The organism is Mesorhizobium sp. ESP7-2 (assembly GCF_020164715.1).
Taxonomy (GTDB): domain Bacteria; phylum Pseudomonadota; class Alphaproteobacteria; order Rhizobiales; family Rhizobiaceae; genus Mesorhizobium.
Genome location: NZ_JAIUGQ010000010.1, coordinates 165,764 through 180,596, shown reverse-complemented (window position 1 = coordinate 180,596; position 14,833 = coordinate 165,764). Strand labels below are relative to the sequence as shown.

Annotated in this window: 16 protein-coding genes; 6 read left to right on the top strand and 10 right to left on the bottom strand. The window is 64.9% G+C overall.

The window, feature by feature from the left end; all coding sequences use genetic code 11:
• Positions 1-87 precede the first annotated feature (87 nt).
• Positions 88-2,778 (bottom strand): aconitate hydratase AcnA, encoded by a 2,691-nt coding sequence (gene acnA, locus LB543_RS12950; protein WP_224614358.1) that lies wholly within the window; start codon positions 2,776-2,778, stop codon positions 88-90.
• Positions 2,779-3,059: 281 nt separating this feature from the next.
• On the opposite strand from acnA, the gene ccmA reads away from it, so the two are divergent.
• The 4 genes from ccmA to LB543_RS12930 all read left to right on the top strand — a co-directional run bounded on the left by ccmA (position 3,060) and on the right by LB543_RS12930 (position 5,426).
• Complete coding sequence (ccmA, locus tag LB543_RS12945; RefSeq protein WP_224614363.1) at positions 3,060-3,668, top strand: heme ABC exporter ATP-binding protein CcmA; 609 nt, start codon at positions 3,060-3,062, stop codon at positions 3,666-3,668.
• Between the two features lie 211 nt (positions 3,669-3,879).
• Positions 3,880-4,545, top strand: coding sequence for a heme exporter protein CcmB (gene ccmB / locus LB543_RS12940; RefSeq protein WP_140764002.1), 666 nt, complete (start codon positions 3,880-3,882; stop codon positions 4,543-4,545).
• Between the two features lie 132 nt (positions 4,546-4,677).
• Positions 4,678-4,851: a heme exporter protein CcmD gene (gene ccmD / locus LB543_RS12935; RefSeq protein WP_224614357.1), complete on the top strand. Its 174-nt coding sequence runs from the start codon at positions 4,678-4,680 to the stop codon at positions 4,849-4,851.
• Positions 4,848-5,426 carry a DsbE family thiol:disulfide interchange protein gene (locus LB543_RS12930; protein ID WP_224614356.1) on the top strand — a complete coding sequence of 193 codons (579 nt, stop codon included), beginning with the start codon at positions 4,848-4,850 and terminating at the stop codon, positions 5,424-5,426. Before ccmD ends, LB543_RS12930 begins: the two co-directional genes overlap by 4 nt.
• Positions 5,427-5,586: 160 nt before the next feature.
• On the opposite strand, the gene LB543_RS12925 is transcribed toward LB543_RS12930, so the two are convergent.
• The gene (locus tag LB543_RS12925; protein WP_023774506.1) at positions 5,587-5,754 is read right to left on the bottom strand and encodes a hypothetical protein; all 168 of its coding nucleotides are present in this window, start codon (positions 5,752-5,754) and stop codon (positions 5,587-5,589) included.
• Positions 5,755-6,006: 252 nt separating this feature from the next.
• On the opposite strand from LB543_RS12925, the gene LB543_RS12920 reads away from it, so the two are divergent.
• Both LB543_RS12920 and LB543_RS12915 read left to right on the top strand, forming a co-directional pair.
• A complete protein-coding gene (locus LB543_RS12920; RefSeq protein ID WP_140811249.1) occupies positions 6,007-6,927 on the top strand; it encodes an SMP-30/gluconolactonase/LRE family protein in 921 nt (306 codons plus the stop codon).
• A 23-nt stretch (positions 6,928-6,950) separates the two neighbouring features.
• Positions 6,951-7,160 carry a tautomerase family protein gene (locus tag LB543_RS12915; protein ID WP_023774508.1) on the top strand — a complete coding sequence of 70 codons (210 nt, stop codon included), beginning with the start codon at positions 6,951-6,953 and terminating at the stop codon, positions 7,158-7,160.
• Between the two features lie 48 nt (positions 7,161-7,208).
• Here the strand turns inward: LB543_RS12915 and LB543_RS12910 are convergent, their stop codons facing one another.
• The 8 genes from LB543_RS12910 to LB543_RS12875 form a co-directional block, all read right to left on the bottom strand.
• Positions 7,209-7,739 carry an NADPH-dependent FMN reductase gene (locus LB543_RS12910; protein WP_224614355.1) on the bottom strand — a complete coding sequence of 177 codons (531 nt, stop codon included), beginning with the start codon at positions 7,737-7,739 and terminating at the stop codon, positions 7,209-7,211.
• Between the two features lie 35 nt (positions 7,740-7,774).
• The gene (locus LB543_RS12905) at positions 7,775-8,395 is read right to left on the bottom strand and encodes a pyridoxamine 5'-phosphate oxidase family protein (protein ID WP_224614354.1); all 621 of its coding nucleotides are present in this window, start codon (positions 8,393-8,395) and stop codon (positions 7,775-7,777) included.
• 24 nt (positions 8,396-8,419) lie between these two features.
• A complete protein-coding gene (locus LB543_RS12900) occupies positions 8,420-9,094 on the bottom strand; it encodes a septation protein A (protein WP_224614353.1) in 675 nt (224 codons plus the stop codon).
• Positions 9,095-9,148: 54 nt separating this feature from the next.
• Positions 9,149-11,062 (bottom strand): signal recognition particle-docking protein FtsY, encoded by a 1,914-nt coding sequence (gene ftsY, locus LB543_RS12895; RefSeq protein WP_224614352.1) that lies wholly within the window; start codon positions 11,060-11,062, stop codon positions 9,149-9,151.
• A 12-nt stretch (positions 11,063-11,074) separates the two neighbouring features.
• Entirely contained in the window at positions 11,075-12,400 is a 1,326-nt protein-coding gene (gene mtaB / locus LB543_RS12890; RefSeq protein WP_224614351.1) for a tRNA (N(6)-L-threonylcarbamoyladenosine(37)-C(2))-methylthiotransferase MtaB, read from the bottom strand.
• Entirely contained in the window at positions 12,400-13,284 is an 885-nt protein-coding gene (gene dapF / locus LB543_RS12885; protein ID WP_224614350.1) for a diaminopimelate epimerase, read from the bottom strand. The genes mtaB and dapF overlap by 1 nt, the downstream gene beginning before the upstream one ends.
• A gap of 180 nt (positions 13,285-13,464) precedes the next feature.
• A complete protein-coding gene (locus LB543_RS12880; protein ID WP_140811241.1) occupies positions 13,465-13,626 on the bottom strand; it encodes a DUF1328 family protein in 162 nt (53 codons plus the stop codon).
• Between the two features lie 74 nt (positions 13,627-13,700).
• Positions 13,701-14,711 (bottom strand): MBL fold metallo-hydrolase, encoded by a 1,011-nt coding sequence (locus LB543_RS12875; protein WP_224614349.1) that lies wholly within the window; start codon positions 14,709-14,711, stop codon positions 13,701-13,703.
• Positions 14,712-14,833: the final 122 nt, after the last annotated feature.

Genomic DNA, 14,833 nt, shown 5'->3' with positions numbered 1-14,833 from the left:
GTAGGGGAGTAGGGGAGTAGGGGAGTAGGGGAGTAGGTTACCCGTTCCCGGGCCTTTCCTTTTTCCTACTCCCCTACTCTCTGCTTTCTACGCCGCCAGATCGCGCAGCACGTATTGCAGGATGCCGCCGTTCTTGAAGTAGTCGAGCTCATCCAGCGTATCGATGCGGCAGATGATCGGCACGTTCTTCACCGTGCCGTCGCCATAGGTGATCTTGGCGGTCATCGTCTTGCGCGGCTTGATGGCGCTCAATCCGTCGATCTCGACCAGCTCGTCGCCCTTCAGGTTGAGAGAAGCCCATGAGGTGCCGTCCTCGAACACGAAGGGGATGACGCCCATGCCGACCAGGTTCGAACGATGGATGCGCTCGAAGGACTGGGCGATGACGGCGCGGACACCGAGCAGGTTCGTGCCCTTGGCCGCCCAGTCGCGCGACGAGCCGTTGCCGTATTCGACGCCTGCGAAGATGACCAGCGGCACGCCTTCCTTCTTGTATTCCATCGCCGCGTCGTAGATCGATTCCTCTTCCTTCGTGGGATAGTGGATGGTGTAGCCGCCCTCGCGGCCGTTCTCGCCCAGCATGTGGTTGCGGATGCGGATGTTGGCGAAGGTGCCGCGCATCATCACCTCATGGTTGCCGCGCCGCGTGCCGTACTGGTTGAAGTCGGCAACGCCGACGCCATGGTCGGTGAGGTATTTGCCGGCCGGCGAGGCCGCCTTGATCGAACCGGCCGGCGAGATGTGGTCGGTGGTGATCTTGTCGCCGAACAGGCCGAGCACGCGCGCGCCCTTGATGTCGCCGATCTTGCCGAAACCTGATGTCATGCCGGCGAAGTAGGGCGGATTCTGCACATAGGTCGAATTGTTGTCCCAGGCATAGGTCTGGCCTTCCGGCGCCTTGACGTTCTGCCAGTACTCGTCGCCCTTGAAGACGTCGGCATATTTGCGGGCGAACAGCTCGCGCGTGACGTTCTTCTCGATGAACTCCTGGATTTCAGCCGAGCTCGGCCAGATGTCCTTGAGATAGACCGGATTGCCGTTCCTGTCGTCGCCGAGCGGCTCGGTGGTCAGGTCCTTGCTGACGGTGCCGGCGAGCGCATGCGCCACGACCAGAGGCGGCGACGCCAGGTAGTTCGCCTGCACGTCGGGCGAGACGCGGCCTTCGAAGTTGCGGTTGCCGGAGAGCACCGCGGCAGCGATCAAACCTTTGTCGTTGATGGTCTTGGAGATCGGCGCCGGCAGCGGGCCGGAATTGCCGATGCAGGTGGTGCAGCCGAAGCCGACCAGGTTGAAGCCGATCTGGTCGAGCTCCTTCTGCAGGCCCGACTTCTCCAGATATTCCGCCACCACCTGACTGCCAGGGGCCAGCGAGGTTTTTACCCACGGCTTCTGCTTCAAACCGACGCGGTTGGCGTTGCGGGCAAGCAGGCCGGCGCCGATCAGCACTGATGGGTTCGAGGTGTTGGTGCACGAGGTGATGGCGGCGATGACGACGTCGCCATGGCCAAGGTCATGATCGGTGCCTTCGACGGCGTAGCGCTTGGAGATTTCGGCGGATTTCTTGTATTCGGTCTCCATCGCCTTGGCGAAGCCGGCCGGAATGCCTTCGAGCGCGACACGGCCTTCCGGCCGCTTGGGACCGGCCATCGACGGCACGACGCTGTCCAACTCCAGTTCGAGCAGGTCGGTGAAGACCGGGTCGGCGGAGCCGGCCTCGCGCCACATGCCCTGCGCCTTGGAATAGGCCTCGACCAGGGCGATGCGGTCCTCGCTGCGGCCGGACATTGTGAGGTAGCGGATGGTTTCCGAATCGACCGGGAAGAAACCGCAGGTGGCGCCATATTCGGGCGCCATGTTGCCGATGGTGGCGCGGTCGGCCAGCGTCATGTTGGAGAGGCCGGGACCGAAGAACTCGACGAATTTGCCGACGACGCCCTTCTTGCGCAGCATCTGGGTGACGGTGAGCACGAGGTCGGTGGCGGTGACGCCCTCCTTGAGCTTGCCGGTGAGGCGGAAGCCGATGACCTCGGGCAGCAGCATGGAAACCGGCTGGCCGAGCATGGCCGCCTCTGCCTCGATGCCGCCGACGCCCCAGCCGAGCACGCCAAGGCCGTTGATCATGGTGGTGTGCGAATCGGTGCCGACGCAGGTGTCGGGATAGGCCGTAGTTTCGCCGTCCTCGGTGTTGGTCCACACGACCTGGCCGAGATATTCGAGGTTGACCTGGTGGCAGATGCCGGTGCCGGGCGGCACGACGCGGAAGTTGCGGAACGCCTGCTGGCCCCATTTCAGGAACTTGTAGCGCTCCTCGTTGCGCTCATATTCGAGCTCGACATTGCGGGCGAAGGCCATCGGCGTGCCGAACTCGTCGACGATCACGGAGTGGTCGATGACGAGGTCGACCGGCACCAGCGGGTTGATCTTCTGCGGATCACCGCCGAGCGAAGCCATGGCATCGCGCATGGCGGCGAGATCGACCACGGCGGGAACGCCGGTGAAATCCTGCATCAGCACGCGGGCCGGGCGATAGGCGATCTCGACGCCGGCGGTGCCCTTGTCGGTCAGCCAGCCGGCCACCGCCTGGATCGAGTCCTTGGTGACGGAGCGGCCGTCCTCGTTGCGCAGGAGGTTTTCCAGCAGCACCTTCATCGAATAGGGCAGCTGGGCAATGCCGGTGAGGCCGTTCTTCTCGGCCTCGACGAGGTCGAAATAGACATACTCGGCGTCGCCCGCTTTCAGCGTGCGGCGGCAATTGAAACTGTCGAGGGATTTTGACACGTGCGATCCTTGTCTGTTCAGCCTGAAAGGGAACGGACGCCGATGGCATGCAATCACGCGCAAAGGTGCGGGTACGGCCATTTCCGCTGTCCGCTCCCAAGCAACCCGAGCCGTTCAAGGCGGCGCGTGCGCTGGTCCGGCGCTAATTCTGTTCCCGAGCCGACCGCTGGCACGGATGACCCGGATATAGAGAATTTTCTGGAATAGTTCTAGACAGTTGCAAAGCAAATTTGTGCGATGCGGCAGCGACCGTGCCGCATCGTTCCAGGGACAAGTACGGGATGCGGCTGATCGCCGAAAATCTAGGCGGCGAGCGCGGCGGCGCGGCGGTGTTCTCCGGCATCGGCTTTGCGCTGGAGGCCGGACTGGCGCTGGTCGTCACCGGGCCGAACGGTTCGGGCAAATCGACCTTGCTCAGGGTGGTCGCCGGCCTGCTGCCGAAAGCCGAAGGCCGCCTGCTGCTCGAAGGCGGCGGCGACGAATTCCCCTCGATCGCCTCGGCCTGCCACTATCTCGGCCATCAGAACGCAATGAAGACGGCGCTGAGCGTGACGGAGAACTTGCGCTTCTGGCGGGAGTTCCATGGCGAAGGCCGGCTCGATGTGGAGGAGGCGCTGGAAACAGTCGGGCTCAGCGGCATCGGCCATTTGCCGTTCGGCTATCTCTCGACCGGGCAAAGGCGACGCGCGGCGATCGCGAAACTTCTGGTCGGCCATAGGCCGCTGTGGCTGCTGGATGAGCCGACGGCGGGGCTGGACAAGGCCTCGGAGGCGCGGTTCGCGGGACTGATGCGCGGGCATTGCGCGGATGGCGGGATGATCGTGGCGGCGACGCATCTGCCGCTGGGATTGGAGGGGGCGAAGGCGTTGGCAATGGGGGAGGCCCTTTGATGTCAGCACTCTACGGCGCCCCCCTCTGCCCTGCCGGGCATCTCCCCCGCGAGGGGGGAGATTGGATGTTGTCTCGGCTTTCGCCAATCTCCTACGTCTCAAAAGAGGCGCGATGGTCGAAGCTGCCGATCTCCCCCCTCGTGGGGGAGATGTCCGGCAGGACAGAGGGGGGCGCGACAGAACGCCAGCCTCAGCAAGGGACCACATCGTAATGTGGTCCCTCCTCCTCCGCGACATCCGCCTTTCGATCCGCGCCGGCGGCGGCGCGTTGACTGGCGTCATCTTCTTCCTCGCTGTCATCGCCACCATCCCGTTTGGCGTCGGGCCGGACCTCAAGCTCTTGGCCCGCATCGGCCCGGCGATCCTGTGGATCGGGGCGCTGCTTGCCTGCCTGCTCGGGCTCGACCGGCTGTTCCAGGCCGACCGCGAGGACGGCTCGCTCGATCTGCTGGTGCTCGGCAACGACCGGCACATGCTGGCGCTGACGGTGCTGGTGAAATGCGTGGCGCACTGGGCGGGCAGCGTCTTGCCGCTGGTTGTCGCCGCGCCGCTGCTCGGCCTGTTCATGAACATGGAGCCGTTGGCGATCGGCGCCACGGCGCTGACGCTTCTGGTCGGCACGCCGGCCATCACCTTTATCGGCGCCGTGGGCGCCGCGGTGGCGGTGGCGCTGCCGCGTGGCGGGCTCCTGATCTCGGTGCTGGTGCTGCCGCTGACCATCCCGGTGCTGATCTTTGGCGTTTCGGCAAGCTATGGCGCGACGGCCAATCCCGATCCGTTCCTGCAGCCTTTCCTCATTCTTGCCGCGCTGACCTTGTTTCTTGCGGTGCTGGGCCCCGTGGCAGCGGCGCTGGCGCTGCGCCATGGCACGGATTGAGGCGGCCACGAGCGGCAGAGGCTGCGGCGCGGCGGCCGATTGCGCGGCCCGTGGCGCGAGGTTAAGGGAAGGCATGAGCGAGCGCAGCGAACGGACCGGGTTGGCGAGCGGCATGCCAAGGAGGCGGCCGGCATGAGCCCGCATGCACTCTACGTCACCGCCGCCTACGCCATCACGGCGATCGTGCTGGCCGGACTGATCGGCTGGATCCTGCTCGACCAGCGGGCACGCAAGCGCGAACTCGCCGAACTCGAGGCGGCCGGGGTGCGGCGGCGCTCCGAGAAGACCGGGGCGGGAAAGCCGTGAGCAGCGAAACCGAAACGCCGCCGCCGACCCGTCGCCGCCTGTTCGTGTTTCTGCCGCTGCTGGTCTTTCTCGGCCTGGCCGGACTGTTCCTGTCGCAGTTGTTGTCGGGGCGCGATGTCTCGGAAGTGCCGTCGGCTTTGATCGGTCTGCCGGCGCCGCAGACCAGCCTGCCGCCCCTGGAGGGCAGCAATCTGCCGGGGCTCGATTCGAAAGCCTTCGCCGGCAAGGTCACGCTGGTCAACGTCTTTGCGTCGTGGTGCGCGCCATGCCGGGAAGAACACCCGGTGCTCCTGGCGCTGGCGCAGGACAAGCGATTCGTGATGGCGGCGCTGAATTACAAGGACCGGCCGGAAAACGCCCGCCGCTTCCTCGGCGACCTCGGCAACCCGTTCCAGGCGATCGGCGTCGACGAAGCCGGCCGCACGGCGATCGACTGGGGTGTCTATGGCGTGCCGGAAACCTTCGTCATCGGCAAGGATGGCAAGATAGCCTACAAGCATGTCGGCCCGCTGACGGCCGAGTCAGCCAAGGAGCTTCTGCTGCCGCAGATCGACAAGGCGCTCGCGGCGTATTGATATTCAGGTGATGCCGGCCTGCAAATGGAGGCTTCCCGCGCTTCCGGCGCTCACGTACTTAAGTACGCTCCGCTCCGGTTCTCGGAAACCACCATTTTCGGCTCGGCCTGACCTGAATCTCAAAGCGCCTGGGCGGCGCCGAGACACTCGACTGAAGAAATCAGCCGTAGATCTGCTTGTGGATCTGGTAGAGCATTTCCGAGCGGTCGGCGCGCATGTCGGCTAGATCGCGGCTGGAGAAGCTGTCGATTTCGGCGACGAGGCGGTTGTAGTGCTTGCGCTTGGCGATGCTGCTGCGAGCGCGGGTCATGAGATCGTTGAAGATCATAGCAAGGTTCCTTCTGTGCCGCATTCTCGCGGCTGGTTCTTCCTCCCTTGATCGATACGGAACATGACATAGTAATGGTGCATTGCAAAAAGAAGATGTTGCAATGCACCATTGCGCTGCGTGCATAGCCGGTTAATGGCGTCCTAAGGGACGCCCTGTCCGTTTTGTCTTACAAATTGCTGATACCCCGTCTTGCCAGATCGGTCGCGGGCTGGCTTGATCCCGGCGTCACGTGATGCCGGGAGGAAATGCATGGCGGCCGCAGACTATTACGAAATTCTCGATCCGCGTTTCGCGCGCCTGTTCAACGGCAACGCGCAAGTGGAGAAACTGTTCACCGGTTGCCGCTGGGCGGAAGGGCCGGCCTGGTTCGCCGCCGGCCGCTATGTCGTGTGGTCCGACATTCCGAACAACCGCATGCTGCGCTTTGACGAGACCGACGGCAGCGTCAGCGTGTTCCGTCAGCCGTCGGGCAATTCCAACGGCAACACCGTCGACCGGCAGGGCCGGCTGGTCACCTGCGAGCATTCGGGCCGCCGCGTCAGCCGCACCGAGCATGACGGCTCGGTCACCACCGTCGCCGCCAAATGGAAGGGCAAGCCGCTGAACTCGCCCAACGACGTGGTGGTGAAGTCCGACGGCTCGATCTGGTTCACCGACCCGACCTATGGCATCGACACCGACTATGAAGGCGACAAGGCCGAGAGCGAGATCGGCGCCTGCCATGTCTACCGGGTCGACCCCGACAGCGGTGAGGTCGAAGCGGTGATCACCGATATGGTCAGGCCGAACGGGCTTGCCTTTTCGCTCGATGAAAGCCTGCTCTACGTCGTCGACACCGGCCGCACCCATGGCGCGCAGAATCCGGCGCATATGCGGGTGTTCAATGTCGGCAAGCACGGCAAGAAGATTTCGGGGGGCAAGGTGTTCGCCGACTGCACCGCCGGCCTGTTCGACGGCTTCCGGCTCGATGCCGACGGGCGTATCTGGACCAGCGCGGCCGACGGCATCCATTGCTACGATCCGGACGGCACGCTGATCGGCAAGGTCAAGGTGCCGGAGGTGACCGCCAATTGCGTGTTCGGCGGCGCCAAGCTGAACTGCCTCTACATCGCCGGCACCACCTCGCTTTATGCGGTGCGGCTGATGGTGAATGGGGCCAAGACGTACTGATCAGGAATGAACGGGAGGACGCCATGCCATTCGTCAACATCCGCATCGTCAAGGAAGTGATCGCCGCCGATCCGGCCGGCAAGAAGGCTGACATCGCCAGGAAAGTCACGGCGGCCATCATGGACGCCACCGGGCTTGGCAATGACGATGTCTGGGTGGTCTTCGAGGAAGTCAACGCCCGCGACTGGTATGTCGGCAAGACCGATGTCGAGACATTGCGGGCGAAGAAATAGGGCGCCTCTTCCTTCTCCCACAAGGGGAGAAGGAAGAGAGGCTGCCGCTCATCGCGCGCGGATGAAATCCGCGAAGGCCGTGAGCGTCTCGCGCATGGCCAGCACGTTTGCCGGCTCAGCCAGAATGCTCGCCACTTCCGGCGGCTTCTTGCCGAGCAGGGCAATCTCCGGTCCGCCTTCGAACAGCGCGAATGACATGGTGCGCATGATCTCGGCCAGCGCCGCGCGGGCATGGAGCGAGCGTGCCGAGGCGTGCGCCAGCATGGCCGATTTGCCCACGGCGGCGTCGCGCGAGACCAGCCAGTCGAGCGCGTTTTTCAGTCCGCCCGGCACGCCATGGGCGTATTCGGGGCAGGAGACGATGACGCCGTCGGCGCCGGTAACGGCGTCGATCAGGTCGGAGGCTTCGCGGGGCGTTCGCTCGCCCTCGTCGTCGGGGTTGAAGATCGGCAGGCGGCCAAGTCCGTCATAGACGGTGACGCGGCAGCCCTCGGGCGCGTTCAACGCCAATGCCGCGACCAGGGCCGAATTGGTGGAGGCCGCCCGCAGGCTGCCCGAGATGGCAAGAAGATTGAGCAAGATGGACAGGTCCGGGCGATTCGTGGGCCGAAACCCTACCACATCGTCTGCTTGTACTCGTCGTCCAGCCAGCGGTCGGTCGCCTCGGCCGAATCGGCCAATGCCAGCTGGTCGCGCAGGATCTGGCCGAGCGTCGGCAGCGTCGCGCGGTCGTACCAGCTGTCGGGCTTCCACAGATCGGAGCGCATGAAGGCCTTTGCGCAATGCATGTAGGCGGCCTTGACGGCGACCACGATGACGCTTTGCGGCGCCTTGCCGTCGATCGCGAGGCGCTGGCGCAAGGCGGCATCCACGGTGATGCGGGCGTCGCCGTTGACGCGCAGCGTTTCGTTCATGCCCGGGATGAGAAAGAGCAGCCCGACCGAGGGATTGCGCAGGATGTTCTCCAGCGTATCCAGCCGGTTGTTGCCGGGCCGGTCGGGGATGGCGATCGTCTTCTCGTCGAGAATGGCGGCGAAGCCGGGCTTGTCGCCTTTCGGGGTGACGTCGGCATTGCCTTCGCCATCGGACGAGCCGATCAGCACGAACGGGCTCTTGCCGATGAAGGAGCGGCAATGGCCGTCGAGCGCCTTCAGTTCCTTGCGGATCGAGCCATCGGTCGGACGTGGGGTCTTGTAGATCGTCCGCAGCTCTTCCTGGGTGGTGACGAATTCCATGGCTCTCCCCTTTTAGCCCCTGCCTTATTTGCCGGCGTTCTCCTCCCCGCCGGCCTTGTCGTCGAGCGAATGGCGCAGGATCAGCGGCATCTGGCTGAAGGTGAACAGAAGCGTGATCGGCATGATGCCCCAGACCTTGAAGGTAACCCAGGCGTCGGTGGAAAAATTGCGCCAGACGACTTCGTTGACGACGGCCAGGAACAGGAAGAACAGGCCCCAGCGGAAGGTGAGCTTGCGCCAGCCTTCGGCATCGAGCTTGAAGGCGGACTCGAAGACATAGCCGAGCAGCGAGCGACCGAAGAAGAGGCCGCCGAGCAGCACGCCGCCGAACAGGGTGTTGACGATGGTCGGCTTCATCTTGATGAAGATGTCGTCCTGCAGATAGAGCGTCAACGCGCCGAAGATGAAGACGACGACGCCCGACACCATCGGCATGATCGGCAAGGTCCGGGTGAGCAGCCACGAGGCGATCAACGCGATCGCGGTCGCGGCCATGAACAGGCCGGTGGCGACGAAGATAGGGCCGCCAAACTCGGCCAGCACGGGTAATTTCTGCGTCAGCCACTCGCCGCGCGCATTGGCGAAGAAGAAGACCATCAACGGTCCAAGCTCCAGCGCCAGCTTGAGCACGGGATTGACGCCTTCCTTCTTCTCTTTCTGCGGGTCGGACGGATCGCGTTCGAGAATGGGTGGGTTCATGGTTTCCTTCTTACGCACGATCCAATCCGGAAGCACTTCCGGCATCGTGCTTGTTCAAGCCACGCCAGCGATCGCCCTGGCGAATTCGCTTGCCGAGAAAGGTTCGAGGTCGTCGACCTGTTCGCCGACGCCGATGAAATAGACCGGCAATCTGTGCTTTGCCGCGATCGCCACCAGAATACCGCCGCGCGCCGTGCCGTCCAGCTTGGTCATCACCAGGCCATTGACGCCGGCGACATTGCGGAAGATCTCGACCTGGTTGAGCGCGTTTTGTCCGGTGGTGGCGTCGACCGTCTGCAGCACCGTGTGCGGCGCTTCGGGATCGAGCTTGCCGAGCACGCGGACGATCTTTTCCAGCTCCGCCATCAGTTCGGTCTTGTTCTGCAGCCGGCCGGCGGTGTCGATGATCAGCACGTCGGAGCCCGCCTCCTTGGCCCTTTCGAAGGCGTCGTAGGCAAGGCCGGCGGCATCGGCGCCGAGCTTGGAGGCAACGACCGGCGATTTCGTGCGCTCGCCCCAGATCTTCAATTGCTCGATCGCGGCGGCGCGAAAGGTGTCGCCGGCGGCCAGCATCACCGACAGGCCGCCATCGGTCAGCTTGGCGGCGAGCTTGCCGATCGTCGTGGTCTTGCCGGTGCCGTTGACGCCAACCACCAGGATGACATGCGGTTTGTGCGAAAGGTCGAGCTCGAGCGATTTTGCGACCGGGGCGAGCACCTTCTCCACCTCGGCCGCCATGACGGCGCGCACCTCCGTGTCGGAGACGTCCTTGCCGTAGCGGCTCGAGGCCAGTGAATCAGTGACGCGCAGCGCCGTTTCCACGCCGAGATCGGCGCGGATCAGCACGTCCTCCAGGTCCTGCAGCGTCTCCTCGTCCAGCTTGCGCTTGGTGAAGACGCCGGCAATGTTGCCGGTCAGCTCGCGCGAGGACCGGGCAAGCCCGTCCCGCATGCGCTGGAACCAGGATCGCCTCTGCGCCGGCTCGGGCGCCTTTACCGGCTCGGCCTTCTGCTCGACCTTCTTGGCGACGGTCACCTTGCCGGGCGCGGATTTTGGTTCGGGTTGCGGGACCGATTGAGGCTCGGGTGCAACCTCGGCAATGATCGGTTGTGTTTCGACCGGTGCAGGCTGGCGAATGGGAGGGGCGATTTCCGCTGATGGAGCGGTTTCGATCGGAGATGGGATAATTTCCGCAGGCCGGCGCAGCCCCTCACCCTCTCCCCGTGAAGGACGGGGAGAGGGGGGCGTCAGCGGTGAGCTTTTTTCTTTGACGTCGCTAAGAGCGGCGCCGGCATCGCGATCAGCTTCCTTCTCCCCGTCCCTATACGGGGAGAAGGTGCCGGCAGGCGGATGAGGGGCAGCGCCGGCCTTGGAAGTCGGCTGCTCGGAGGCAGCCGATGGAGGCACTTCAACCGGCGACGGCGTAGGCACTTCGACTGGTGCAGGCACCCCGGCCGGCACTTCGACGGGCGCGGGTTCCGGTTGCCTCTCCGGACGCGAGGGAACGATCTCCGGCTCGGATGGCGCGGGTGGTGGCACTTCTTGCGGCTGTGGCTCGGGCGTGGGCTCCGGCACGACCGGCGTCGTCGGAACCTCTTCGGGCGCAGGCGGTTCAGGCGTCTCGGGCGGGGGTGCCGGCTTCTCTTCCGGCGCAGGCTTCGGCTGCGGCTCCGGTTCTGACGGAACGGTCGGCTCCGGCGCAGGCGGAATGGTGGGGACAGGTTCGGGCTTGGGCTCCTCGCGCTCCGGTCTAGGCGCGGCCTGGACCGGAGCGGGTTCGGCCGCTGGCGGGGCTTCCGCCGTCGGCTCCTCGCGCTTCAAAAACTCCGGCACCGCCTGCTCGGCCGCCGGCTTCAGCGCGTCGAGCTGGTCCCATTTGATCGGCGGCAGCGGGGCGGTTTCGTCGACGCGCTCCTCGACGACCTCCTTCTTGCCGAACGAAAATATCTTCTTGAAAAAACCAGCCATGCTCTTGCGTTCTCAGGCGGCGTGGGCGGCAAGGGGGGCGGCTATCAGCCTGATGCCATCGTGGCCGGTTATATCAGCTTCGACGATCTCTCCCGGCGCTCCGGTGCCGAGTGCGGCAAGCGTGAACCCTTCGGTGCGGCCGAGGCCATCGCGCTCGATCAGGATCGACTGGCGGCTGCCGGCGAGCGAAGAGAGATGCCTGACATAGGCTGCTTCGCCGGCGGCGCGCAGCCGGGCGGCGCGCTGCTTGACCAGCTCGCGGCGAACCTGCGGCATGCGCGCGGCGGGCGTGCCTTCGCGCGGTGAAAACGGGAAGACGTGGAGATGGGTCAGGCCGCATTCCTCGACGATTTCCAGCGAATTCTCGAACATGGCGTCGGTCTCGGTCGGGAAGCCGGCGATGATGTCGGCGCCGAAAACAATGCCGGGACGCAGCTTGCGCACATCCTCGCAAAAGCGGATCGACTGGTCGCGCAGATGCCGGCGCTTCATGCGCTTCAGGATCATGTCGTCGCCCGACTGCAGCGACAGATGCAGATGCGGCATCAGCCGCGGCTCGGTGGCGATGGCGTCGAGCAAGTCCTCGTCGGCCTCGATGGAATCGATGGAAGACAGCCGCAGGCGCTTCACGTCGGGTACCTGTTTCAGGATGGTCTTCACCAGCTTGCCGAGCTTCGGCGCACCGGGCAGGTCGGCGCCGAAAGACGTCATGTCGACGCCGGTCAGCACGATCTCGGCATAGCCGTTGCCCGCCAGCCGCTTGACCTGCTCGACCACGGCGCCCATCGGCACCGAGCGCGAATTGCCGCGGCCATAGGGGATTATGCAGAAGGTGCAGCGATGGTCGCAGCCGTTCTGCACCTGCACGAAGGCGCGTGCCCGGCCCTCGATGGCGTCGACCATGTGGCCGGCGGTCTCGCGCACCGAGAAGATGTCGTTGACGCGCGCCTTCTCGGTGTCGTTGACACCGAAATCAGGCAGCGCGCGATAGGAATTGGCCTTGAGCTTCTCCTCATTGCCAAGGACCAGATCGACCTCGTCCATGGCGGCGAATTTTTCGGGCTCGGTCTGCGCGGCGCAGCCGGTGACGATGATGCGCGCGGCCGGGTTGTCGCGGCGCGCCTTGCGGATCGCCTGCCTGGCCTGGCGCACCGCTTCGCCGGTGACGGCACAGGTGTTGAAGATCACGGCGCCACCTGCCAGCGCGGCGAGGCCCGCACTTTCGGCCTCGCGCCGCATCACTTCGGACTCATAGGTGTTGAGGCGGCAGCCGAAGGTCATCACGTCGATGCGGCCGGGCTGCTTCGCCACGTCGACGCCTTTGGCAAGAGCGGACATCAGGCCGCGCTTTCGGTGTCGCGGACCCATTGTCCAGTCGACGGATCGAAGCTGCCGGAAAATTCCCATTCGGCCGCGCCGGTCAGGATGACGTGGTCGTCATCGCGCCACTCGACATGCAGCGTGCCGCCGCCGGGGGTCAAAAGGTTGACGCTGCGGCCCGTGCGCCTGGTGCGCGCTGCGGCAACGACAGCCGCGCAGGAAGCGGTGCCGCAGGCCTTGGTCAGGCCGGCGCCGCGCTCCCAGGTGCGGATGATCATGCTCTCGGGCGAGGTGACCTGCGCGATGGTTATGTTGGCGCGCTCGGGAAAGATCGGATGGTTTTCGAGCAGCGGACCGAAACGGTCGAGTTCATAAGTCCAGACGTCATCATCGACCCAGAAGATGGCGTGCGGGTTGCCCATCGAGACGGCGGAGGGCGAATGCAGCACCGGCGCGTCGATCGGGCCGACCTGCAATTCGATCATGCGGGTATCGCGGAACTCCTCGGCCAGCGGAATGTCGCGCCAGCCGAAGCGCGGGGTGCCCATGTCGACCGAGATCGAGCCGTCGGCGTGTTCTCGGGCATTGAGAATGCCGGCCACGGTCTCGAAGGTGAAGGTCTTCTCGCCGGTCTCGGCGGCCAGCGCTTGGACGACGCAGCGCATGCCGTTGCCGCAAGCCTGAGCGCCCGACCCGTCGGAGTTCAGGATGTCGACGAAATAGGCGGTGCCCGGCGTCCTGGCGTCGTGGATCGCCATGATCTGGTCGAACCGCGTCGCCGCGTCGGCATTCAGCGCGATGGCAGCGGCGGGCGTCACCCGATCCGCGCGGCCACGCATGTCGGCAACGATGATCTCGTTGCCGATGCCGTTCATCTTGGCGAAAGGGGCCGTGCCTGCCATTGCTCCGAAAATTCCATGTCCGTTCGGCGCTATATGGCGGAAACGGGCAGGAATTACCAGTGCGCAGCCGCTTTCAGGCGCCGGACCGAAGTCACGGCAAGGTGCCGGACCGAAGTCACGGCAAGGTGCCGGACCGAAGTCACGGCAAGGTGCCGGACCGAAGTCACGGCCAAGCCGGACTTACGTCACCGCGAAAACCCCGAACAAGATCAACAGGAAGATGATGAGCACGATGCCGATGAGAATGCGCGCGCCAGTGGCAGCGGCGCCGGCCAGCGCCGGCATGCCGAGCAGACTCGCCGCGGCGGCGATGATCAGGAGAATGATGATCCATTTGAGCATGGGAACGCCTCACAAGCCGAACGCATTGAAACCGGTTGAAAAACGCGGCTGTCGGGCTTGGGTTCCCGAGGCCATCAAATCCGGGGCACTTCCCAGACTTCGCCGGGCCGCAAGGCACGGAAATGCTCTCGCGGCAGGCCTTCGGCGTCCAGCGCTTCGACCAGCTTCCGCACCGGCTCGTCGAACGGCTCGTCGGTGAGCTGGAAGGTGCCCCAATGGCAGCCGGCGGCGAAGGCGGCGTTGCACAGCAACATGCCCTGGACCGCTTCCTCGGGGTTCTGGTGCTGCGGCGCCATGAACCAGCGTGGCTCGTAGGCGCCGATCGGCAGGATGGCGAAGCGGAAACCGCCATGTTTTTTCGCCATCAGCCGGTAGTTGATGCCATCGTGGAAGCCGGTATCGCCGGCGAAGTAGATATTTCCGCCCGGCGTCTCGATGACGAAGCCGGCCCACAGCGCCATGCGCCGGTCGCGCGCCCCGCGCGCCGACCAATGATGCGCGGGCTCGATGTGGATGGCCGTGCCGTCGCCGGCATCGACCCTGTCGCTCCAGTCATGCGCGGAAAGCCGCATGCCAGGCACGGCGGCGGCGATGATGGCATCGTTGCCGAGCGGCGTCACCACCAGCGGATCGTGCTTCTCCTTCAGCCACCTCAGCGTGGCAAGGTCGAGATGGTCATAATGGTTGTGGCTGATCAGCACGAGGTCGATCGCCGGCAGATCGCCAAAGGCGATACCTGGTGGATTGACGCGGCTGGGTCCGGCAAAGGAGAACGGCGAGGTGCGTCGCGACCAGACCGGATCGGTGAGGATGTTCAGCCCGGCGGTCTGGATCAGCAAGGTGGAATGGCCGACCATGGTCACGGTCAGATCGGCGCCTTCGACCGTCGCGGCCGGCTTTGCCGGCGCGAAGGGGCTTCGGCTGGCAGGCGGCCATTTCGAGCGTTGGCCGCTGAACCGCCATTTCAGCAGGTCCGTAAAGGAGCCGGGCATCCGGCCGCCGGGATTGAAGAACAGGGTGCCGTCGAAATGATCGCTGGGCGGGCCGCTGTAGTAGCGGTTGACGGCTTTCTTCCTTGCGGCCAAGGTCTGCGCTCCGGCGGGTTTCGGTCAACTCTTTGTGTTTTCGCGCATTTCCCTAGGGAAAGCGCTGCCCGTTTTGCCCGGGAAAACCGCTGCGCACTTTTCCTGGAGACGTCCTAGACATA

Coding starts and splice junctions, on each gene's coding strand:
- LB543_RS12925 (WP_023774506.1), bottom strand. CDS start 5,754: ATGATCTTCAACGATCTCATGACCCGCGCTCGCAGCAGCATCGCCAAG.
- LB543_RS12880 (WP_140811241.1), bottom strand. CDS start 13,626: ATGCTCAAATGGATCATCATTCTCCTGATCATCGCCGCCGCGGCGAGT.
- mtaB (WP_224614351.1), bottom strand. CDS start 12,400: ATGTCCGCTCTTGCCAAAGGCGTCGACGTGGCGAAGCAGCCCGGCCGC.
- LB543_RS12915 (WP_023774508.1), top strand. CDS start 6,951: ATGCCATTCGTCAACATCCGCATCGTCAAGGAAGTGATCGCCGCCGAT.
- LB543_RS12900 (WP_224614353.1), bottom strand. CDS start 9,094: ATGAACCCACCCATTCTCGAACGCGATCCGTCCGACCCGCAGAAAGAG.
- ccmB (WP_140764002.1), top strand. CDS start 3,880: ATGTGGTCCCTCCTCCTCCGCGACATCCGCCTTTCGATCCGCGCCGGC.
- ccmD (WP_224614357.1), top strand. CDS start 4,678: ATGAGCCCGCATGCACTCTACGTCACCGCCGCCTACGCCATCACGGCG.
- dapF (WP_224614350.1), bottom strand. CDS start 13,284: ATGGCAGGCACGGCCCCTTTCGCCAAGATGAACGGCATCGGCAACGAG.
- ccmA (WP_224614363.1), top strand. CDS start 3,060: ATGCGGCTGATCGCCGAAAATCTAGGCGGCGAGCGCGGCGGCGCGGCG.
- LB543_RS12905 (WP_224614354.1), bottom strand. CDS start 8,395: ATGGAATTCGTCACCACCCAGGAAGAGCTGCGGACGATCTACAAGACC.
- LB543_RS12920 (WP_140811249.1), top strand. CDS start 6,007: ATGGCGGCCGCAGACTATTACGAAATTCTCGATCCGCGTTTCGCGCGC.
- ftsY (WP_224614352.1), bottom strand. CDS start 11,062: ATGGCTGGTTTTTTCAAGAAGATATTTTCGTTCGGCAAGAAGGAGGTC.